The sequence below is a fragment of the Vibrio sp. 1F253 genome, from assembly GCF_041439295.1.
In the GTDB taxonomy this organism is placed as follows: Bacteria; Pseudomonadota; Gammaproteobacteria; order Enterobacterales; family Vibrionaceae; genus Vibrio; species Vibrio tasmaniensis_A.
Genome location: NZ_JBGONU010000067.1, coordinates 1 through 19,600, shown reverse-complemented (window position 1 = coordinate 19,600; position 19,600 = coordinate 1). Strand labels below are relative to the sequence as shown.

21 protein-coding genes and 1 pseudogene are annotated in these 19,600 nt (G+C 44.0%); 20 read left to right on the top strand and 2 right to left on the bottom strand.

Annotated features, from left to right (window positions below; translation table 11 throughout):
- The 7 genes from ACED28_RS21210 to purF all read left to right on the top strand — a co-directional run.
- Positions 1-1,965 (top strand): FimV/HubP family polar landmark protein (locus tag ACED28_RS21210; protein WP_371710684.1); only part of this gene is annotated, 1,965 nt, incomplete at its 5' end.
- A 194-nt stretch (positions 1,966-2,159) separates the two neighbouring features.
- Complete coding sequence (gene truA, locus ACED28_RS21205) at positions 2,160-2,954, top strand: tRNA pseudouridine(38-40) synthase TruA (RefSeq protein ID WP_371710683.1); 795 nt, start codon at positions 2,160-2,162, stop codon at positions 2,952-2,954.
- Between the two features lie 175 nt (positions 2,955-3,129).
- The gene (gene accD, locus ACED28_RS21200; protein ID WP_009848681.1) at positions 3,130-4,056 is read left to right on the top strand and encodes an acetyl-CoA carboxylase, carboxyltransferase subunit beta; all 927 of its coding nucleotides are present in this window, start codon (positions 3,130-3,132) and stop codon (positions 4,054-4,056) included.
- A gap of 42 nt (positions 4,057-4,098) precedes the next feature.
- Positions 4,099-5,361: a bifunctional tetrahydrofolate synthase/dihydrofolate synthase gene (folC, locus tag ACED28_RS21195; RefSeq protein ID WP_371710682.1), complete on the top strand. Its 1,263-nt coding sequence runs from the start codon at positions 4,099-4,101 to the stop codon at positions 5,359-5,361.
- Positions 5,362-5,937, top strand: coding sequence for an SPOR domain-containing protein (locus ACED28_RS21190; protein ID WP_050620918.1), 576 nt, complete (start codon positions 5,362-5,364; stop codon positions 5,935-5,937).
- Between the two features lie 61 nt (positions 5,938-5,998).
- Positions 5,999-6,490 (top strand): CvpA family protein, encoded by a 492-nt coding sequence (locus tag ACED28_RS21185; protein ID WP_009848678.1) that lies wholly within the window; start codon positions 5,999-6,001, stop codon positions 6,488-6,490.
- A gap of 33 nt (positions 6,491-6,523) precedes the next feature.
- Positions 6,524-8,038 (top strand): amidophosphoribosyltransferase, encoded by a 1,515-nt coding sequence (gene purF, locus ACED28_RS21180; RefSeq protein WP_012603488.1) that lies wholly within the window; start codon positions 6,524-6,526, stop codon positions 8,036-8,038.
- Between the two features lie 77 nt (positions 8,039-8,115).
- Here the strand turns inward: purF and ACED28_RS21175 are convergent, their stop codons facing one another.
- Complete coding sequence (locus tag ACED28_RS21175; RefSeq protein WP_004734167.1) at positions 8,116-8,991, bottom strand: LysR family transcriptional regulator; 876 nt, start codon at positions 8,989-8,991, stop codon at positions 8,116-8,118.
- A 228-nt stretch (positions 8,992-9,219) separates the two neighbouring features.
- Here ACED28_RS21175 and ACED28_RS21170 point away from each other — a divergent pair, with 228 nt between their 5' ends.
- The 7 genes from ACED28_RS21170 to recR all read left to right on the top strand — a co-directional run bounded on the left by ACED28_RS21170 (position 9,220) and on the right by recR (position 15,217).
- Positions 9,220-10,323: a response regulator gene (locus tag ACED28_RS21170; RefSeq protein WP_371710680.1), complete on the top strand. Its 1,104-nt coding sequence runs from the start codon at positions 9,220-9,222 to the stop codon at positions 10,321-10,323.
- Positions 10,324-10,471: 148 nt separating this feature from the next.
- On the top strand, positions 10,472-10,609 hold the full coding sequence (locus ACED28_RS21165; protein ID WP_017099204.1) for a hypothetical protein: 138 nt from the start codon (positions 10,472-10,474) through the stop codon (positions 10,607-10,609).
- A 74-nt stretch (positions 10,610-10,683) separates the two neighbouring features.
- A complete protein-coding gene (locus ACED28_RS21160) occupies positions 10,684-11,055 on the top strand; it encodes a YbaN family protein (RefSeq protein ID WP_371710685.1) in 372 nt (123 codons plus the stop codon).
- Between the two features lie 161 nt (positions 11,056-11,216).
- On the top strand, positions 11,217-11,762 hold the full coding sequence (gene apt, locus ACED28_RS21155; protein WP_004734171.1) for an adenine phosphoribosyltransferase: 546 nt from the start codon (positions 11,217-11,219) through the stop codon (positions 11,760-11,762).
- Positions 11,763-11,780: 18 nt separating this feature from the next.
- Positions 11,781-14,057 carry a DNA polymerase III subunit gamma/tau gene (gene dnaX, locus ACED28_RS21150; RefSeq protein WP_371710679.1) on the top strand — a complete coding sequence of 759 codons (2,277 nt, stop codon included), beginning with the start codon at positions 11,781-11,783 and terminating at the stop codon, positions 14,055-14,057.
- Between the two features lie 152 nt (positions 14,058-14,209).
- Positions 14,210-14,539 (top strand): YbaB/EbfC family nucleoid-associated protein, encoded by a 330-nt coding sequence (locus ACED28_RS21145; RefSeq protein WP_009848672.1) that lies wholly within the window; start codon positions 14,210-14,212, stop codon positions 14,537-14,539.
- Between the two features lie 78 nt (positions 14,540-14,617).
- Positions 14,618-15,217, top strand: a complete 600-nt coding sequence (recR, locus tag ACED28_RS21140; protein WP_004734155.1) for a recombination mediator RecR — start codon at positions 14,618-14,620, stop codon at positions 15,215-15,217.
- 83 nt (positions 15,218-15,300) lie between these two features.
- Here recR and aqpZ read toward each other — a convergent pair whose 3' ends face one another.
- Entirely contained in the window at positions 15,301-15,990 is a 690-nt protein-coding gene (gene aqpZ, locus ACED28_RS21135; protein WP_371710678.1) for an aquaporin Z, read from the bottom strand.
- Positions 15,991-16,248: 258 nt separating this feature from the next.
- Between aqpZ and ACED28_RS21130 the strand changes: the two genes are divergently transcribed.
- The 6 genes and pseudogenes from ACED28_RS21130 to ACED28_RS21105 form a co-directional block, all read left to right on the top strand.
- Positions 16,249-16,473: a hypothetical protein gene (locus ACED28_RS21130; RefSeq protein WP_009848670.1), complete on the top strand. Its 225-nt coding sequence runs from the start codon at positions 16,249-16,251 to the stop codon at positions 16,471-16,473.
- 13 nt (positions 16,474-16,486) lie between these two features.
- Positions 16,487-17,545: a porin gene (locus ACED28_RS21125; RefSeq protein ID WP_371710677.1), complete on the top strand. Its 1,059-nt coding sequence runs from the start codon at positions 16,487-16,489 to the stop codon at positions 17,543-17,545.
- A 57-nt stretch (positions 17,546-17,602) separates the two neighbouring features.
- Positions 17,603-17,893 (top strand): hypothetical protein, encoded by a 291-nt coding sequence (locus ACED28_RS21120; protein ID WP_371710676.1) that lies wholly within the window; start codon positions 17,603-17,605, stop codon positions 17,891-17,893.
- Positions 17,894-18,030: 137 nt separating this feature from the next.
- Positions 18,031-18,282 carry a hypothetical protein gene (locus ACED28_RS21115; RefSeq protein ID WP_009848668.1) on the top strand — a complete coding sequence of 84 codons (252 nt, stop codon included), beginning with the start codon at positions 18,031-18,033 and terminating at the stop codon, positions 18,280-18,282.
- Positions 18,283-18,370: 88 nt separating this feature from the next.
- A complete protein-coding gene (locus ACED28_RS21110; protein ID WP_371710674.1) occupies positions 18,371-18,817 on the top strand; it encodes a YcgN family cysteine cluster protein in 447 nt (148 codons plus the stop codon).
- Between the two features lie 289 nt (positions 18,818-19,106).
- Positions 19,107-19,600 (top strand): annotated as a pseudogene (locus tag ACED28_RS21105) (site-specific integrase); the annotation flags it as partial.

Sequence of the window (19,600 nt, the reverse complement as noted above, 5' to 3'; positions counted from 1 at the left end):
GAGCCAGAGCCAGAGCCAGAGCCAGAGCCAGAGCCAGAGCCAGAGCCAGAGCCAGTTCGTGCTGCACATATGCCAGAGATCGTTCCAAATGAATTCGGTGTGCCAGAAGACGATGATTGGCTGATTGAAGATGATACGGCTCAACAAGAAACATTGGCACAAGTTGATGAAGTAGCGGAAGAGCCTGTGGTTCCTGCTGTTGAACCTCAGTTAGACCATGAACCGCAAGTTGAAGCTGCACAACAAGTTGAAACCGAACTTCAAGTAGAAGCAACGGAACAAGCTGAAGCGGTAGATCAAGAAGGCGAAGATGAGTTCTCGATTGATGACTTTGATCTTCCAGAGTTTAATGAAGAAGACGCATTGGCAGAAGCTGATGTTGAAGTAATACCAGAACCAGTTGCTCCTACTGTTGATTCTCAACTAGACGCTGAACCTCCGTTAGACCATGAACCGCAAGCAGAATCGGCACCGCAAGTTGAAGCTACGGGACAAGCTGAAGTTCTAGGACAAGAAGGCGAAGATGAGTTCTCGTTTGATGATTTAGAGCTTCCAGAGTTTGGTGAAGAAGATGCCTTGGCAGAAGCGGATGCTGAAGTAACAACGGAGTCAGACGTCCCTGTTGTTGATGCTCAATTAGACCCAGAATCAGAATCAACTCCTGAGCTGCAAGCCGAAGTAGAGCATCAAGCTGAAACGGCTCCTAAAGTTGAAGAAACGAAACAAGCAGAAATTCTAGGGCAAGAAGGCGAAGATGAGTTCTCGTTTGATGATTTAGAGCTTCCAGAGTTTGGCGAAGAAGATGCGTTGGCGGAAGTGGTTAGCGAACCGGATGAAGCGCAGTTAGAGCAAGATCTTGCTCCAGAGTCCGAAAAGTTTGAGTTCGATGACCTTGACCTGCCTGAATACGATGAAGAAAGCGCAAAAGCGGATTCAGTCTTAGATGACATCGAACAAAGCAGTGCTGAGCCTGTAGCGGAAGAGCAAGGCGTAGAGCTCGATGAGTTTAATTTGCCAGAATACGGTGAAGATGAAGCTATCTCTGATGCGTTTGCTGAGAAACCAACGCCACTGACTTCTTTCAGCCCACAGGGTGAAGAACAAGATGCGCTGCATGATTTATTTTCAAACCCGCAGAGTTTTAGTCATGGTGATGACTTCTCGGATACAGAAGATTTCTCAGACGCAGAAGGCTTCTCAGGTGCAGAAGAGTCTGATTTGGCTAGTTTCACACAACCTGATGAATCACTCGATTCTCCGTCAGAATTAAGCCCAGTACCTTCTGAGTTAAGCTCAGTGCCTACAACAGTTCAAGACGATCTGTTAGAAGGTTTTGAGGATTTTGATGAGACAGCATTAGCTGAATTACTTTCTGAAGATGTTCAAGACTCTGTCGACAGCATGTTCGACAAGCCACTGGATGCTACATCGATTGATAGTGCAGGGCTCGATATTGACGCCATGCTTGAAGTTGGCGGCGAAGACTGGAAAGGCTTCAACCTAGCTCCTGAGCAGCAATCGAGCATGCATAATGATGTGCCTGATGATCAACAGGAGATTTGGGCGTCGGCAGATCAACAAGCTGAACCAAAAATCAAACAAGAGAATTGGGCTCAACAAGATAACCTAACCGAGTCAGACAAAGGTCGTGATAAGCAATACATGACGATTGATGAGCTGATGGCTCAAGTTGAGCAAGAAGGCGAAGACGCGATTAATCCAGATGACGAAGAGTTGAAGCTAGATGTTGGCCTAAATGAATTCCCAGACGTTATCGGTGACATTGGTAATTACGATGTCGACAGCAACGCAGAAGCCGCTGGTAAGCTCGATTTGGCTAAAATCTATATCGAGATGAGTGACTCACAAGGTGCAATTAAGCTTCTAGAAGAGGCTATCGTTGACGGCAGTGATGATATTCGTCGAGAGGCAAAGAATCTTATCGATACGTTAAACGGTCGATAAATTCAAAAAATGATAAAGGGTAGCGTTGGCTACCCTTTATTTTAGGGCGATACAGTTAGCGTCTATTTTATTTAGCTTGCTAAAACCACCGTCTAGGCGGTAGTGATTGTTTATTGAAGTTTTAGCCCCATCCTATTTGGGCTAGCACTCATTTCCGTATATACTTCTCGCCCATTTTCAAAGAGAACAAGAACATGAAAATTGCTTTAGGTATTGAATATAACGGTACCCGCTACTTTGGTTGGCAGCGCCAACGAGACGTGAAAAGTGTCCAAGAAGAATTGGAAAAGGCTCTTTCAGTTGTCGCGAATCACCCTGTAGAAGTTATGTGTGCTGGTCGCACAGATGCCGGTGTTCACGGTACGGGACAAGTCGTTCACTTTGAAACTAATGTCGAGCGTAAAATGGTTGCATGGACAATGGGCGCAAATGCCAACATGCCAAAAGATATTGCCGTTCGTTGGGCAACAGAAGTGAATGAGGATTTCCATGCTCGTTTTTCTGCAACAGCACGCCGTTATCGCTACATTATCTTTAACCATGCTCTACGTCCTGGCATTTTGAATTCAGGTGTGAGTCATTATCATGGTCACCTTGATGAGAAAAAGATGCATGAAGCGGGTCAGTACTTACTTGGTGAGAATGACTTTACTTCGTTTAGGGCAACACATTGTCAATCTCGTAGCCCATGGAGAAACATGATTCACTTAAATGTGACTCGTCATGGGCATTACATAGTGATCGATATTAAAGCGAATGCGTTTGTTCACCATATGGTGAGGAATATTACTGGTAGCTTAATTGCGGTAGGTAAAGGTGATCAAAAACCAGAGTGGATTCAGTGGCTTTTAGAGGCTAAAGATCGAAAAGTGGCAGGCGCGACAGCGAAAGCGGAAGGCTTATACTTAGTAGATGTTGATTACCCTGAACATTTTGGACTACCAAGAGAGCCTATTGGCCCTCTATTTTTGCCGGATGATTTGAACTAAATGTGAGACTTAGGTTCAAAAAATATTACGGTTTCGTGCGTAAAATAGTCACGGAAAATAGGTACAACCAGTTTTTTATCTACAGTCGCTGTTTTATGTGCTTTAATTCCCGGCATAATTCCCAAATTTATTTCTTTCGCAATCAAGCGGAGGAATCGAAACAAAAAGGTCTTCCATGAGTTGGCTTGAAAAGATTTTAGAAAAAAGCAACATCGTAACATCTCGTAAAGCGTCAATCCCTGAGGGTGTTTGGACTAAATGTACTTCTTGTGAGCAGGTTCTTTACCATGCTGAACTAGAGCGTAACCTAGAAGTATGTCCAAAATGTGACCATCACATGCGTATGAAAGCACGTCGCCGTCTGGATACATTCCTAGACAAAGGTGAGCGTGTTGAACTAGGTACTGATCTTGAGCCACAAGACAAGCTGAAGTTTAAAGACTCTAAGCGTTACAAAGAACGTATCTCTGTTGCTCAAAAGAACAGTGGTGAAACTGACGCATTAGTTGCAATGAAAGGCGAACTGCTTGGTTTACCTATCGTTGCGTGTGCGTTTGAGTTCTCATTTATGGGCGGCTCAATGGGTTCTGTTGTTGGTGCTCGTTTTGTGAAAGCGGTAGATGCAGCTATTGAGAACAACTGTGGTTTAGTTTGTTTCTCTGCAAGTGGTGGTGCTCGTATGCAAGAGGCATTGATGTCTCTTATGCAAATGGCAAAAACCAGTGCTGCTCTAGAGCGTTTATCTGCGAAAGGCCTACCGTTTGTTTCAGTAATGACTGATCCAACAATGGGTGGCGTTTCTGCAAGTTTAGCAATGCTTGGCGATATCAATATCGGTGAACCAAAAGCGCTTATCGGTTTTGCTGGACGTCGTGTAATCGAGCAAACTGTACGTGAAGATCTTCCTGAAGGTTTCCAACGCAGTGAGTTCCTACTAGACCACGGTGCTATCGACATGATCGTTGACCGTCGTGAGATGCGTCAGCGCGTTGCAAGCCTTGTTGCTAAAATGACCAATCAGCCTTCACCATTAGTAGTTTCTGTGAACGATTCACCGAATGAAGCTGCTTATGAAGTACCAGAAGCGCCAGAAAAAGGGTAAAGTACCTTCTAACAAACCTACTTAATTATGGTTATGAGTTAGATGAGTCAACAACCTATTCCTCAAGCCACATCCTCTTTGGAGATGTGGCTTGATTATTTATCAAACATCCACACAAGCGCTATTGATCTTGGTTTAGACCGAGTTCAAGCTGTCGCCTCTAAGGCAAACCTCACCAAACCTGCTCAACATGTTATTACTGTTGCTGGAACCAACGGCAAGGGCTCAACATGTGCACTCATGGAAGCTATTCTATTGGATGCTGGTTACTCTGTTGGTGTCTACAGCTCCCCTCACTTAATTCGCTATAACGAACGTGTTCGTATCAATGGCAAAGATCTGTCTGATCAAAAAATGGTTCAGTCTTTCGATTTCATTGAGAAAGAACGTGGTGAAATCAGCCTTAGCTTTTTTGAATATGGCACTTTAGCAGCGTTACGTGCTTTTCAAACCGAAGCGGTTGACGTTGTATTGTTAGAAGTGGGTCTAGGCGGACGTTTAGACGCAACCAATATCGTTGAGCATGACGTTTCTGTGATTACTAGCTTGGCTGTCGACCATGTTGACTGGCTAGGTGATGACATTAATGTGATCGGTTTTGAGAAAGCGGGCATTTATCGTAGCGGTAAACCAGCTATCTGTGGTCAACCCAAGCCACCAGCTACGGTTGCGGCACACGCTGATGATATTAACGCTGAGTTCTACCAAGTAGGGATTCAATACACCTATGATGTAGATGGTGATACTTGGAACTGGCGCAGTGGCGCATTCCAGTTAGAATCGCTACCTATCCCAAGCTTACCGCTGCCGAACGCAGCCACCGCACTGATGGCATTAGGTACTTCAGAACTAAGCATTAGTGATGTGAACGTTGTTAACGGCATGAAGAATGCGCAGCTTCCTGGGCGTATGCAGCAAATTAGCGAACAACCGGTGATTGTGCTTGATGTAGCACACAACCCGCATTCTGCTGAGTACTTTGCGCAGCAAGTCGCGAAGAAGTATGCAGGCAAAAATTTACACGTTGTAGTCGCCATGCTTCATGACAAAGATATCCCCGCGACATTGGAAGTATTAGCTCCAATAACAACACATTGGTACCCAGCTTCGCTGAACGGCCCACGAGCCGCAACAGCCGCTGAATTGTGTCAAAGCTTACCTGACGGTGTAGAGCAGTATTCAAACCCTGTTGTAGCGTTTGAAGCGGCTTTAGCTTCTGTTATAGATGACGATGTTGTGTTGGTTGTCGGTTCTTTCCATACCGTGGGTGAAGTGTTGGAGCATCGGCAGAAAAAAGGAAACTAAATGGCAAGTAAATTCCAAAGCCGATTAGTCGGCACCATCATTTTAGTGGCCATTGGCGTGATTGTATTGCCCGATGTGCTGGATGGTAAGAAGCTCCACTATAAAGAAGAGTTTGCAAGCATTCCGATTAAGCCTGAGCTTGATAGTAATGTTGAAGTGTTTGAAGTACTCGATCCTGTTGAAGATCAGATAGCGCTACCGGACTCTCCGGTTGAGCAAGTGGTTGAAAGTGGTCGTACTGATAATTCAAACACGCAAACTGCGTCGGCTTCCAGTAACAAAGAAGCGGATAAAGTGGCAGTGGTAATTAAGCCGGTACCTGAAAAAAATGAATACCAAGACAGTGCTTGGATTATTCAATTGATGGCTTTGAAGAATGCTGACAACGCAAAAAACGTTGTTAAGGATTTACAGAAGCGTGGTTATCAGGCTCATACCAAGCAAGAAAAAACATTTACGCGAGTAATTATTGGCCCGGATGTTTCTAAATCCAAACTTGAGCGACAAATTAAGGAATTAGAAAAAATTACGGGTTCAAAAGGTCAATTGCTCAAATTTAAACCGTTAAACCCATAAGAAAACGTTTGCGTCAGCATTTTTTCTGTTAAAATGCGCGCCAACTTAAGATGAAGAATTCATGAATTGGTTAGATTTTGTCATTTTAGGCGTGATCGGCTTCTCTGCCGTGATCAGTTTAGTTCGCGGTTTCGCTAAAGAAGCGTTGTCACTTGTTATTTGGTTTGGAGCATTTTTTATTGCTAGCCAGTACTACGCTAAATTAGCAATGTACTTCACCAATATTGAAGATGAGATGTTTCGAAACGGAACTGCGATAGCAGCATTGTTTGTTGCAACGTTAGTTGTTGGTGCCTTAGTTAACTATGTCATCGGGCAGCTAGTTCAGAAAACAGGCCTGTCGGGTACAGACAGAATCCTCGGTGTCGTCTTTGGTGGCTTACGTGGTGTTTTGATTGTTTCTGCAGTGTTGTTTTTCATGGATGCGTTTACTGCATTCCCAAGTTCTGAGTGGTGGAAGAATTCGCAATTGGTTCCGGAGTTTAGCCGAATCATTGCGCCGTTCTTCGAGCATTTACAAGCAACATCTAGTTTCTTATCTGGCGCGCTCTAGCGCCAGTTAATGTCGAAAATCGAGGATTAGGACATGTGTGGTATTGTTGGAATCGTGGGTTCAACACCTGTAAACCAGTCTATTTATGACGCTTTAACGGTATTGCAGCATCGTGGCCAAGATGCCGCTGGTATTTGTACCATAGAAAGCAATCGTTTTCGTCTGCGTAAGGCGAACGGTTTAGTTAAAGATGTTTTTGAAGCAAAACACATGCAACGCCTCCAAGGCAACGTGGGTATTGGTCATGTTCGTTATCCTACAGCGGGAAGTTCGAGTGCTTCTGAAGCTCAACCTTTCTACGTAAACTCTCCATTTGGTATCACGCTGGCGCACAACGGTAACCTAACGAATGCAAGTGAAGTTCGTGAGAAGTTGTTCGAAAAAGACCGCCGTCATGTCAACACAACCTCTGACTCTGAAGTTCTACTAAACGTATTGGCTCATGAAATCGATACCGTAAAAGGTAACGTGACTTCAGATGACGTTTTCCGCGCAGTTGCAAACGTGCACCGCACTATTCGTGGTGCTTACGCAGTAACAGCGATGATCATCGGCCACGGCATGATCGCATTCCGTGACCCACATGGTATTCGTCCACTGTGTCTTGGTAAACGTGAAATTAACGGTAAAACAGAGTACATGGTTGCGTCTGAGTCAGTAGCGTTAGACGCTGTTGGTTTTGATTTTATGCGCGATGTTGCTCCTGGTGAAGCTATCTATGCAACATTCGATGGTGAGCTTTTCACTAAACAATGCGCAGACAACCCACAACTAAACCCATGTATTTTTGAGTTTGTTTATTTTGCTCGTCCTGATTCATTCATCGATAAAATTTCGGTTTACAGCGCACGGGTTGAGATGGGTGAGATGTTAGGTAAGCGTATTAAAGAAGAGTACGCAGACCTAGACATTGACGTGGTTATTCCAATTCCTGAAACATCAAATGATATTGCTCTACGAATTGCTCAAGCGATTGATAAGCCATATCGTCAAGGTTTCGTGAAAAACCGTTACGTTGGCCGCACGTTTATCATGCCTGGTCAGCAACAACGTAAGAAGTCGGTTCGCCGTAAACTCAACGCGATTCGTTCTGAGTTTAAAGGTAAGAACGTTCTACTGGTTGATGACTCGATTGTTCGTGGTACAACATCAGAGCAGATCATTGAGATGGCTCGTGATTCTGGTGCAAACAAAGTCTTCATGGTTTCTGCCGCTCCGGAGGTTCGCTTCCCGAACGTTTACGGCATCGATATGCCGAGCGCGACTGAGTTAATTGCTCATGGTCGTGATAACGAAACGATTTGTAAGCAGATTGGTGCAGATGCTTTGATTTTCCAAACGTTACCAGACTTAATCTCTGCAGTAGGTATGGGTAATCAAGACATCTCTCGTTTTGATACATCCGTATTCAACGGTGAGTATGTAACGGGCGATATCGACCAAGCGTACCTAGATTTCCTAGACTCTTTACGTAATGACGATTCAAAGGTTGAGCGTGAAATCCAACAAGATCTCGCGAACCTAGAGCTACATAACGAAGGCGCTTAGCGTACTCATAAAAATGAGTAATAAAAAACCAGAGCATCGACTCTGGTTTTTTTGTTTGCTGGGAAGGGGATTGAATCTTAGTGAATGTGGTATGCGATCACAAAATCGATAAACAATCTAACTTTCTCTGGCAGGTGGTCTTTGTGGTTGTAAAGCATGTAAATATCACGAGGGTTAGCGCTCCAGTCCTCTAAGACTTGCACTAAACTGCCATCTTCAATGTATTCGCGGATCATAACGTCGGGCATTAGGGTGATACCAAGGCCTTCTGAACATGCTTGTCTCACGACATTGAGCGCATTCGCGTTGAAACGGCCTTTCTCGCTATTCACCACAGTCTCTTCATTCGAATTACTCAGCTGCCACTTAATCAGCGGATAGCCTTTAAGTAGCGAATGATTCGCGAGCTCTTCTGCATGACTTGGTGCCGGGTTCTTCGCTAAGTAGTCAGGACTTGCGATAAGAATATCTTTTACTTCACTGATTTTTCGAGCGATTAGGCTTGAATCACGTTGTGGACCTACTCTGAAAATCACGTCCCACTCGGTTGGATCAAGCTGATCGGCTTGGTTGTTCATCATCAGCTCAATATTAATATCAGGATACTGAGTCATGAATTCACTGAACATCGGCATCATCATGCGCTTGGTCAGGTTTGAGGGTGCCGTAATACGAATCTTACCGGAAGCTCCTTTACAAACGTCAGTCAGTTCTTCTGCAGTAGAAGATAGACGTTGCAGTAACGGAGAGCATTCGTTGAAGAAACGTTCGCCTGCCTCTGTTAAAGAGAGTTTACGCGCGTGTCTATTGAGAAGTCTTAGGTTTAGTGAATCTTCTAAGGCTTGGATGCGTCGTGTAATGGTCGCAACCGGAATCATAGTCTTGCGTGATGTTGCGGTGTAGCTCCCATTTTCAACGACAAGTCGAAAGAGGTTTAAATCATCTAATTTCATAAATCCAGACACATTTGTTTACAATCTCATCTAATTTATACGTAATAGTGAGATCAATGTTTGCGTTACGTCAATTCGTTGCACTATTTACCAGTATTCCAACCCTTGTCACGAATTTCCAGTAAAGAGTACGTATTTGTGTATTTAGCAATTTGTTACTAAGTTTTATATTAGTTCTTGGAACAGATAACAATAATAATTCGACTTAGTTTTGTGAGGTTAGAGATTATGTACAAAACTCACAGTCAGCCAGTTATGACCTCGGCTCAGGAAGTTCTCAATCAAAAATGCGTTATGTTGGTTGATGATGATCCTATTTTTCGCCGGATAACCAGCGCGTATTTAGACAAGATTGGTTATAAAGTGGTTGAGGCTGAAAATGGGCTGGACGCTCTGCAAAAGCTTAGAGACTCAGCGCCAGATTTAATTGTGTGTGACTTATCAATGCCTATTCTGGATGGCATTGAGCTTGTAGAAGAGCTCAGTTTAGAGTATCCGTCACTGCCTATGATCGTTGTGTCTGGCACCGATGATATGTCTGATGTGGCGAAAGCATTACGATTTGGTATCAAAGACTTTTTAGTCAAACCTCTGGAGGATCACGGTCATTTAGGCAGTGCGATTGCGAATACATTAACAGATTCGTTCGATAACATTTCAGACCAACGAGATTTTTCAAGCCAATGGTTTTGCGTTGATGACGGCGGAGAGATCCCTGAAGACCAAGAGCTGCATTGGCACCTAAATCACTTGCAAGATAACCCTAGTGCGGCAAGAGACTTATTGCACGCGCTGCTTCCTGACAAAGACACACGACAAGGCTCATGGCGTTGCAGTTACCGCCTACTACAATCAACAGAGATGATGCCACTTGTGTTCGACTATGCGTGGATGATGAACGGGCAGTTTACTTTCTACCTCGTCGATTCGTCGTCTTCTGATAACGGCGGCTCAGCGGCCACATTGTTGGTGAGAGCGTTATTCCACGATTACATCAGAAATAGAAAAGATTTTAACGTTGATCTCAAAGATATTGCGGAAATTTTGGAGAAGGGGATTCGTTGCTCTAAATGTTCAACCCCTGTGAATGCTTTGTTTGGTGTTGCTGACCTTGCTGTGGGAACTATCTCTATTTTACCTGCGGGTTTAGATGGACAATGGTCGAATGGCGAATTGAATCAACATATTGCGGCGGGCGAGCGCTTGGGTGAGAACTGTAAGAAGAACTTCATTACACGGGATCTTCCGATTGAACAAGGCTGCCAGTTATCATTGAGCCTGCTTGGATCGGCCAGTTTTAGTTTAGACATACACCAAGGGTCCACCGATTAACCCTATATTTCCTCGGTTTTTGTGAATAATTGATTAAGGTATAGTTGCGCAAATGGTGTGGCTATGCCTTTTTTGTTAAATGTCGATTTAGCAAAGCGGGTTTGGTTCGCCAGATACTTACCTTTACTAACAAAAACAAGAAGCAATCATGGCAGATAACAAAGACTTTCAAGACCCGTTTAATGTATTCTACTTTTTAGGATTTTTAGCCGCATTTTTAGTGATTCCATTATTACCAGCAACACTTACGTTGATCCGTGTATTCAATGGTTACGCAACATTCTAGTTAAGTTATCGTCGCCGATTGGTGATAGCTAACTCAAGGAGGCCACATTTAGCGTTCGAGTTTTAAGCCTCAATATTGCTGGTGGCCTTTGCATATTTCTCGCAGTTTTAGGGATAGCTTTACCCGTACTGCCAACCACGCCTTTCCTCCTTCTTGCCAGTGCATGTTTCATGCGAAGCAACCCCAAAGTTCACAAATGGATGCATGAGCATAAAACGCTGGGTTCCTTGTTGAACAATTGGTATCAACATGGTGCCGTTACCAAGCAAGTAAAAACGCGTGGCGTGTTCTTTATCTTGTTAAGTTTTGCGTTATCGATCTACTTTGCCCCGATCATTTGGGTCAAGGCTTTCCTAATTTGTGTACTTGTTATTCTTCTCACATGGTTTATGCGACTTCCAACCCATGAGTTGGTTGCTGACAGCAAAGAAAATCACTACCATTAAGCCAGTGTGCCTGCTTGTATAGCGGGCGTTTATTATTTCAGCAATTTGAGTTATGACTCTCGTTGCAATGAATACCAATCGTAGCTTTCCTTAATTCCGAGCGTTGATGTTTGATTCGTTAACGAGAGTTTGGAAAGCGGCCTAATGAAGTGCATAAGATTATGAACACAGAAAAAATCTCTCTGATCAAAGCAAGCATCAAAAGCATTCCTGATTACCCTAAAGCGGGTATTTTGTTCCGTGACGTAACAAGCTTGATGGAAGATCCTGCCGCTTACAAAGCGACAATCGATCTGTTGGTGGACACATACAAGGGCATGGGCTTTACTAAGATCGTTGGTACTGAAGCTCGTGGTTTCCTATTTGGTGCGCCTTTGGCACTAGAGCTAGGTGTTGGCTTCATTCCTGTTCGTAAACCGGGCAAGTTGCCTCGTCAAACTGTGGCACAATCTTATGAGCTTGAGTACGGCACTGATACGCTAGAAATTCATACCGATGCTATCGTTGAAGGCGATAAAGTGCTGATGGTTGATGACTTGTTAGCAACAGGCGGTACGATTGAAGCGACAACGAAGCTGATTCGTCAGCTTGGTGGTGTGGTTGAACACGCTGCATTTGTTATTAACCTTCCAGAAATCGGTGGTGATAAGCGCTTACAAGGCTTAGGTCTAGAAGTGTTTAGCATCTGCGAATTCGACGGTCACTAATCCTTTTCGGAATTATTCATGAGCTATCTTGCGTTAGCGCGAAAATGGCGACCAACCAAATTCAAAGAAGTGGTTGGTCAAGCCCATGTTTTAACAGCATTAGAGAATGCCCTTAGACAAAATAGGTTGCATCACGCTTACCTATTCAGCGGTACACGAGGTGTCGGTAAAACGACCATCGGCCGTTTGTTTGCGAAGGGACTCAACTGTGAAACAGGCATTACTTCAACCCCTTGTGGTGAGTGTGCAACCTGTAAAGAGATCGATGAAGGTCGTTTTGTTGACCTACTCGAGATCGATGCTGCCTCACGTACTAAGGTAGAAGATACCCGCGAGCTTCTGGACAATGTTCAGTACAAGCCTGCACGTGGTCGCTTCAAGGTTTACCTAATCGATGAAGTACACATGCTGTCTAGGCACAGTTTTAACGCGCTTCTAAAGACCTTAGAAGAGCCGCCTGAGTATGTGAAGTTCTTGCTCGCAACGACCGATCCACAAAAGCTTCCGGTTACGATTCTTTCACGTTGTTTGCAGTTCCATCTTAAGCCGATCAGTGTCGATAATATCCACGAGCAGCTCGATCATATTCTTGAACAAGAAAATGTGACATCTGAACCTCGTGCGCTTGGGATGATTGCTCATGCTGCTGATGGCAGTATGCGTGATGCGCTAAGCCTGAGTGACCAAGCTATCGCATTAGGTAACGGTAATGTCGTAACAGACACTGTTGCTCATATGCTTGGAACGCTGGATACAGACCAAGCGATTCACCTACTTGAAGCGATTAGCAGTAAACAGCCTCAGCAAGCGATGGCTTGTATTCAAGCTCTTGCTGAAAATGGCGTTGAGTGGGATGGATTGCTGAGTCAACTTGCGACTCAATTACACCGTTTGGCGATGTATCAAGCTCTGCCGTCTACTTTAGACAAGGCCCAGCCTGATGCTGAAAGGCTGGAACTGCTGAGCAAAACGTTAAGCCCTCAAGACATCCAACTCTACTACCAGATAGTGCTAAAAGGTCGTCAAGACTTGCCATTATCGCCAACTGCTCGTGTTGGTATTGAGATGGTGGTTCTGCGTATGTTGGCATTTAGGCCTGCTGAGCAAACTGTTGCTACGGCAATCTCGACTCAGTCGACAAGCCCAGCGCCAGCTCCTGCAGCTCAGAATCCGGTTCAGAACCAGGTTCAGAGTGTTGCTCAGCCAATGAGTCAACCTGTGCCAGAGCCGAGACAGCCAGTTCAGGCTCCTGCGGTTTCACAGCCTCAAGTGCAACAACAGGCGCCTCAGCAGCAAGCTATACCGCAACAGTCGGCACAACAGCAACCGCAGCAGAATCAGAGCCAATATTCAGATTCGCAAGGTTACGTTGATCACTCAGGCAACCAAGGTTATCCAGAACAGGATTACCCGCACAGCCAGTATGATGTACCACCTGCTTATGATGAGCGTCCAAGTTACGGTGCAGATCAGCCTCAGCAGCAACAAACGAATTATCAGAGCCAGAGTCCGGTTCAACAGCCAAGCGCTGCGCCTTCTGCTCCTCCTGTTTCACAAGAGCAACCCGCGCGTGCAACTTCACCGGTGAGTGGTTTACGCCACCAATTGCGTTCTCAACGTAGAGGTGGTGCAGCAACAGAAAACAAAGGTTCGGCGCCAAAAAAGGCTAAAGCGACACCAGCTAAAACTTCAGTTCTTGACCGAGTTGCTCAGCAACACGGTGGTTCTGAGCGGGTGTCGCCAGCTTCTTTAACCGCCTCTTCGACAGAAAATGTGACCAACGATAATGAACCTTATCGCTGGAAACCGTCTAAACCTGTAGTGAAAGAGGTGAGCAAAGAGCTTACACCTACTCAGATCAAGCGTGCGTTAGAGCATATTAAGACACCAGAAATGGTCGATAAATTGCTTCAAGAGTCGATTGCTCAAGATGAATGGTCCGCCACGATTCAAAAGCTAGAGACAGCCAAGCTTGTTGAACAGTTAGCATTGAACTCAGTGTTTGCTAAAAACGACACATCAATCACTTTAACGTTAAGAGCGAGCCAAGCTCACTTGAATACGGATCGCGCACAGAGCGAACTATTACAGTCGCTCAATACCGTGTTAGGAGAAGAGTGTCATTTGAGTGTTGAAATCGGCGATGGTGGAGAAACGCCACTAGAACTACGAGAAAGATTGTATCAAGGTAAGTTGAAAGACGCGTTTACCGCTTTGGAAAACGATGCCAACGTACAGTTTATTGAAAGACGTTTTGCTGCAGAACTCGACAGAGACAGCGTTCGTCCTATCTAGAACTTTTTCACGTTTAGTGACCGGCGTATCATCCCAGATAAGCAAATCTGAGAACTGAACACCGAGGGGTTGAATCACACTGTTTTAACCCCCATTTAAGCACGTATAGCTTAATTAATTTTAATAAACCAATTAGACCAGAGAGTATTAACATGTTTGGTAAAGGCGGTATGGGCAACATGATGAAGCAAGCCCAGCAAATGCAAGAGCGCATGCAAAAGCTTCAAGAAGAAATCGCAAATATGGAAGTTACAGGTGAGTCAGGTGCTGGCCTTGTAAAAGTAACGATCACTGGTAGCCACAGCGTTCGCCGTGTTGATATCGATGAAAGCCTAATGGAAGACGATAAAGAGATGCTTGAAGATCTTATCGCTGCTGCTTTCAACGATGCCGCTCGTCGCGTTGAAGAAACTCAAAAAGAGAAAATGGCTGGCGTAACTGGCGGAATGCAACTTCCACCAGGTATGAAGATGCCTTTCTAAGTAACTCATTCTTAAAGGTTAATTCTCGTAGTGGCTTGTGTTGAACTGGCCATTACTTGAAAATCAGAACGGTTATATATGCGTACCAGTCATATGCTGGAGCATTTGATGGAGGCCTTACGTTGTCTACCTGGGGTTGGCCCCAAGTCGGCGCAGCGTATGGCCTTTCATTTGTTACAGCGCGATAGAAAAGGCGGCCTGCAGTTGGCTGAAGCTCTTAGCCAAGCAATGACAGAAATTGGTCATTGTAATGAGTGCCGTACTTTTACCGAAGAAGAGACCTGCCACATTTGTACCAATCCTAAACGTCAGGATAACGGTCAAATTTGTGTAGTAGAGAGCCCTGCAGACATCGCAGCCATTGAAGCAACGGGTCAATATTCCGGTCGTTACTTTGTGCTTATGGGGCATCTTTCACCACTTGATGGTATTGGTCCAAGTGACATCGGTCTCGATGTCTTGGATTACCGCTTACGTCGTGGTGATATCACTGAAGTTATTTTAGCGACTAACCCGACAGTAGAAGGGGAGGCGACAGCACATTACATTGCTGAGCTATGTAATGCCCATGAAGTGAACGCTAGCCGTATCGCCCATGGTGTTCCTGTTGGTGGTGAGCTCGAGCTAGTGGATGGCACCACGCTTTCACACTCGTTACTCGGTCGTCATAAAATCTAAAAAAGCCGCTTGGTGAACCATCACCAAGCGGCTTTTTCTTTTATGGTTCTCAAAGGTTTCTATTCCAAAACACTTCTCTGAGCTTAATCTGAACCTCTCACCGCTTTGTATATCATTGCGCCAATCACGGCACCAATAATCGGTGCAATCCAGAATAGCCATAACTGAGAAACAGCCCAATCACCAACAAATACAGCCACGCCGGTACTTCGAGCGGGGTTAACAGAGGTGTTCGTTACAGGGATACTGATAAGGTGGATTAAGGTTAAACAGAGACCAATTGCGATAGGAGCAAATCCAGCAGGTGCTTTCGAATCTGTCGCGCCCATGATCACGAATAGGAACACCATGGTCATGACCACTTCACAAACGAGAGCCGCAGTGAGCGAGTAACCGCCCGGTGAGTATTCACCATAACCATTGGAAGCAAAGCCAGAGGCAGCTGCATCAAAGCCAGCTTGGCCTGAAGCAATCACAAATAACACGCCACCTGCGATGATACCGCCAATCACTTGGGCAATAATATAAGGTGCGACATCTTTGGCATCAAAGCGACCACCGCTCCAAAGGCCGATAGTGACTGCTGGGTTGAGGTGGCAACCGGATATGTGACCAATAGCGAAAGCCATGGTGAGCACGGTTAAACCAAAGGCGAGGGAAACTCCGAGTAGACCAATACCCACATCGGGAAAAGCAGCGGCTAAGACGGCACTACCACACCCCCCCAACACCAACCAAAACGTACCAAACATTTCTGCAATATACCTATTCATAACGATCCTTATTAATCTGTACCAGTATCAACAAGATAGTTTAGATTTCGCAAGTTTGTGAAATCTTGGGCATATAAGCGACAGAAAGGGAGTGTTTTGGGTAGCAAATAGCCGACAGAGATTGCAGTGATTTTTAAACGAAATGCCATAACTGTTTAACGACAAGCTCCAGAAACTGACTAAAGTGCGATCTATTGTGTTGTTCAATAAATAAAACTGGTTGAAGATATTATTAATTCTTATTGGAGCCTGCGATTCATGAAAAAGTTAGCGATTTTAGTAGTAACGACATTATTACTCACTGCATGCGGAGGTGGTGACAGCGGTGGCGGTAGCGCTGCCACTAGTGGTGGTTCTAGCGCTCAGAAACTGAATACGGACATAGGCGTAAGTGATGCCGATATTCAAACATTGAAAGGCTACAAATTCCTATCCGTTGATGGTAAAGGATTTGAGTCTCCAAGCAATTTTAAAGCGAAGTAGTAGGAGTCAAGTTTTGAAGAAATTATCTATAGGTATTATCCTTGCCACTCTTGGTACTTCTGTTTATGCGTCGCCAAATCTAGAAGGTTATTTTCAAGCTCGTGAATTGGTAAATTATGCGGCAGGAAGTTTACAAAAAGCAAAAGTAGACTTTATAGCCCTAGATTATGCTGTAGCTAAATTACCTGCAGCTTCACAAGCTCAACTGGTTCCTTTTAATACTGTATTGGGGGAATTCTCGACAAACAGTTCCGTAAGCAGTAGTGACGCGACTGCTTTGCTCAGCCGAATTAACTCTAAAGCCTTATCTGGTCAATATGTTTGCCGCATCAATAGCAATGGTACTGTTCTGGCATATAGTGCGGAGAACGGAGAACAGTGTGCAGCGGACAAGTATGAAAAGGCTGCATTAGCACTAGCGAAGAAAGGCGATGAACTGCGATTCTTCCGTTCATACAGTCAAGGTTATTTTCAAACCTTAACTTATAAGGTTGATGCAACCTCTAGTGATGAAACAGTTCGTTTAGGCTACTTTAATAGACATGGTGGAAAATGGATTGGTGAAGCGGTTAAGGTAGTAAAAGGTAAGGCGCAAATCAATAGTACGGATGTTGATACTTACGATGTCATCGCTTACCGAGATTACAATATCTCATCATCGAAAGGTGTTTCTCCGAACACATCAATTAGCTTTACTGAACAACCGTTTTTTATCACAGATGAAGTCACAGATCTCGACTCTACCGGTAAATCTGTCCATATAACGAAGACTAAATTTTCAAGTCTTCACCAGTTTGATGGCCCTTACCGTGGAAGGCATATTGATTCGAAAGGTTGGTTTAATTGGTTTAACCAAGATTACGTGGGTCAATACGAAATTGGAGGTAAAAAAGTTTACGCCGTTTCGGACACACAAAATTTAGTCGTCAAAAAAGACTTTAGTGGTGCGGTAGATAGCTGGACTCGCGTTGATGTCGACAAAGCTGATCAAGGTAGTGGTGCAGGTGACTGGACTATGTACATGTTTAACAATACAAACAATTTGATAGGTGAAAGCCCAACTTATTGTTAAATCAAAGCGATAGCAGAAGGTAAGCCTGTAGTTCAACTTTTATCATCAACAGGCGTTATGACGCACCCACCAATTACAAACTGTGACCAAGTTGATCCTGGCCATACAAAGAAAGTGATTGCATCATTTAAAGACGGGAATAACAAAACAGTTTCTGTTACTTCTCCTAAGCTAAAAGCAAGCGCTCAACATATTATGGCGCTTGGGCCTATTGTTGATCAAGGACAGAAGGCTAAATTCACAGTGCAAGATGCTAGAGATTTATTGTCATCGACTCGCTATAAAGCGGCTTTAGCAGAAATGACACCGCAATTTTTGTCTTCAAAGCCACATGATATTTTAAAGTAGATTCTGTCTTTGATGAATTGGAAGCACCTTTTATAAGGTGCTTTTTTTGTACATATTAAATAACTTCACTTGGCTAATTTCATTTTTAGGATAGAATCGCCCACCTTCTTTCCTTTGATTCTATTTAAGGTCCAATTATGGAATGCCGTCTTCATTGTGGTGCTTGCTGTACAGCGCCTAGTATTACATCTTCATTCCCCCTTCATCCTCATGGAAAGAAGTCTGGTGAGCGTTGTAAGCAGCTTACTGTTGATAACCTATGTAAACTATTTGGTAAAAAAGAGAGGCCTCAGGTCTGTTTTGACTTTAAAGCTGAAAGCTGGGTATGTGGGGCTACGACAAGCGAAGCTATTCAAATACTCACGGATTTAGAAAGTTCTACCGCATAGCGAAAGAGCGTTAGCTGATTTTATTCTTGAACTTATATTCGGCTAGCGGTATAACACGCACCCCAGTAAAAGAGTAAGAAGTACTCCTATGACGATTCCATTTTGGCAAGAAAAGACACTAGAGCAAATGACCGAGAACGAGTGGGAATCACTGTGTGACGGTTGTGGTAAGTGTTGCCTACATAAACTAATGGATGAAGATAGCGATGAAGTTTACTACACCAATGTGGCGTGTAGCTGGTTAAACGACAAAACATGTTCGTGTAAAGATTACCCGAACCGATTCACTTCAGGTGAAGAGTGTTTGAAGCTGACTCGTGACAAAATCGATGAGTTTCACTGGCTACCAGATACTTGTGCTTACCGTCTTCTATCTGAATCTAAGCCGATTCCTGAGTGGCACCCATTGATTACGGGTTCTAAATCAGAGATGCATGCTGCAGGTGAAAGTGTTCGTAACAAAGTGGTATACGAAATCGATGTTGTCGATTGGGAAGACCACATCCAAAACTTACCTTCAGGTTATAAAAGATAATACTTACCTTCATAAGATGAGAATGTAGTCTATGATCTACTGTAAGGTTTAATTCTACGGTAAGTCATTTATGCTGCATTTTTCATACGTACAAATCTCAAAGATTAAAGACTACACGTATAAAAAACCATTGCTGTCTAAGGATTGTAATGAGAGGCTAGTCAGTGAGTATCGTAGTAACAATAACGATGTATTGATAAAAAATATGCCGCTCTTAAATATCGTTCAATACGATAGAGCAGGATGTTTAGTAGACTATCAGCCATTGGACGTCGTTAATGAGTTTCTGATGTCTAGGGCCATTGAAGATTACGTATTGGAGTTAGGCGTAACTGCTCAAGGATTAGCGCATTACTTTACCTTTATTTTAGATACACAGGCTCAGTGGGACGAAGAATATAATGAATCAGATATTGATGAACTTTATGATGAACCACGACCATCATGGCTGAACTTTCCTCGCAATAAACAAGGGCGCTTAACATATCAATATAGAGAAGGCTTAAGGAACTTAGTAAAACAAGGCAGCTTGGCTGAGACTACAGCAAAACAGTACCTTACCAGTGTGATAAGTTTCTATCGTTACTGGCTCAAAAAAGGCTTTATCTTCAATAACCCTCCTTTCGATTATGAAGTAGTGACCGTTTACTTTGAGGCGAAAGCTTCAAGTATCCAAGCCTACCAACGCAAAGATTTTCACACCACAGACCTGCGACTAAAATTCAGTAAACTGATCTGCTCCAGTCAGACTGGACACTTAGCTAAGCGACATTTCGCTTTTCA

Bases quoted from the DNA above. Each gene is read 5' to 3' on its own strand.
- folC (WP_371710682.1), top strand. From the start codon at position 4,099: ATGAGTCAACAACCTATTCCTCAAGCCACATCCTCTTTGGAGATGTGG.
- purF (WP_012603488.1), top strand. From the start codon at position 6,524: ATGTGTGGTATTGTTGGAATCGTGGGTTCAACACCTGTAAACCAGTCT.
- ACED28_RS21110 (WP_371710674.1), top strand. From the start codon at position 18,371: ATGACGATTCCATTTTGGCAAGAAAAGACACTAGAGCAAATGACCGAG.
- truA (WP_371710683.1), top strand. From the start codon at position 2,160: ATGAAAATTGCTTTAGGTATTGAATATAACGGTACCCGCTACTTTGGT.
- aqpZ (WP_371710678.1), bottom strand. From the start codon at position 15,990: ATGAATAGGTATATTGCAGAAATGTTTGGTACGTTTTGGTTGGTGTTG.
- ACED28_RS21190 (WP_050620918.1), top strand. From the start codon at position 5,362: ATGGCAAGTAAATTCCAAAGCCGATTAGTCGGCACCATCATTTTAGTG.
- recR (WP_004734155.1), top strand. From the start codon at position 14,618: ATGCGTACCAGTCATATGCTGGAGCATTTGATGGAGGCCTTACGTTGT.
- ACED28_RS21120 (WP_371710676.1), top strand. From the start codon at position 17,603: ATGACGCACCCACCAATTACAAACTGTGACCAAGTTGATCCTGGCCAT.
- ACED28_RS21145 (WP_009848672.1), top strand. From the start codon at position 14,210: ATGTTTGGTAAAGGCGGTATGGGCAACATGATGAAGCAAGCCCAGCAA.
- dnaX (WP_371710679.1), top strand. From the start codon at position 11,781: ATGAGCTATCTTGCGTTAGCGCGAAAATGGCGACCAACCAAATTCAAA.
- ACED28_RS21185 (WP_009848678.1), top strand. From the start codon at position 5,999: ATGAATTGGTTAGATTTTGTCATTTTAGGCGTGATCGGCTTCTCTGCC.
- ACED28_RS21165 (WP_017099204.1), top strand. From the start codon at position 10,472: ATGGCAGATAACAAAGACTTTCAAGACCCGTTTAATGTATTCTACTTT.
- ACED28_RS21175 (WP_004734167.1), bottom strand. From the start codon at position 8,991: ATGAAATTAGATGATTTAAACCTCTTTCGACTTGTCGTTGAAAATGGG.
- ACED28_RS21115 (WP_009848668.1), top strand. From the start codon at position 18,031: ATGGAATGCCGTCTTCATTGTGGTGCTTGCTGTACAGCGCCTAGTATT.
- apt (WP_004734171.1), top strand. From the start codon at position 11,217: ATGAACACAGAAAAAATCTCTCTGATCAAAGCAAGCATCAAAAGCATT.
- ACED28_RS21170 (WP_371710680.1), top strand. From the start codon at position 9,220: ATGTACAAAACTCACAGTCAGCCAGTTATGACCTCGGCTCAGGAAGTT.
- ACED28_RS21130 (WP_009848670.1), top strand. From the start codon at position 16,249: ATGAAAAAGTTAGCGATTTTAGTAGTAACGACATTATTACTCACTGCA.
- accD (WP_009848681.1), top strand. From the start codon at position 3,130: ATGAGTTGGCTTGAAAAGATTTTAGAAAAAAGCAACATCGTAACATCT.